Here is an 828-nt window from a genome sequence, read left to right as displayed (position 1 = left end):
GGAGGCCGCCMMGCGGCCGGGGGACATTTGCGCCAGGGGCCTACCGGCYGCYRCGGGGCYCWCACGCKCGCGACAKACCYGRGCGAAGACAMMGCCCGATSCACACGTCGCCGGTAATCCCCGTCCAAGCGCGTAGCGCTGTTCTCACTCTGCACCGGCGCTTGCAACAAGACGCTCCCYTCAGAGGGGGGAAGCACCTTCTATTCGCCTGTTTGAAACGACACCGGGCCGCACGATGGCGGCCCGGCGGTACTTCTTGCCCGGCGGGTATCGACCGTCGGTCGATACCCGTTATCCGGCGCGCGCTACGTCAGCGCAGCAGCGCGATCAGCAGCAGGATCGGGATCGGAATGCCCAGGAACCACAGCAGCAGATACTTCATGGTGAATTCTCCTCGTTGAACGTTGGGGGCTTACAGGTCGCGACGGCGACCGCCCCAGGTGGCAAACAGGCTGGCGCTGAAGGCACCGATCAGCAGCGTGATGAACAGCCACAGCGCGGCATACGCGGTCGCCTTGCGGGCATCATCGGCGGCCTGCTTCGCGTCGGCCTTGGCCTTGTCCAGCGTGGCGCGCAGACGGGTCTGCATGTCGGTCACGCGGGCCTGCGCTTCAGCCTGGCTCATGCCGGTCTGGTTGGCCACGAGCTGGGCCAGGTACTGGGTGTCGGCCGGGTCCATGGTGTCGGACTTGAGGCTGTTGACCACGATCCGGTTGACCTCGGCGCGGACGTCACCGCCACGGCCCGGACCCGGGCCGCGCTCGCCACCCGGCATCGGGCGCGGCGGCGGCGGCATCACACCGGCTTGCGGTGCAGCCGGCGCAGCAG

The 828-nt window shown here is 68.6% G+C and carries 1 pseudogene; it reads right to left on the bottom strand.

The window, feature by feature from the left end:
• Positions 1 to 412: 412 nt before the first annotated feature.
• A pseudogene (locus tag ACXJKJ_RS30365) lies at positions 413 to 828 on the bottom strand (hypothetical protein); the annotation flags it as partial.

This window comes from Roseateles sp. P5_E1 (assembly GCF_054049335.1).
The sequence above is the reverse complement of the archived record's forward strand: the minus strand, read 5'-3'. Positions and strand labels throughout refer to the sequence as shown.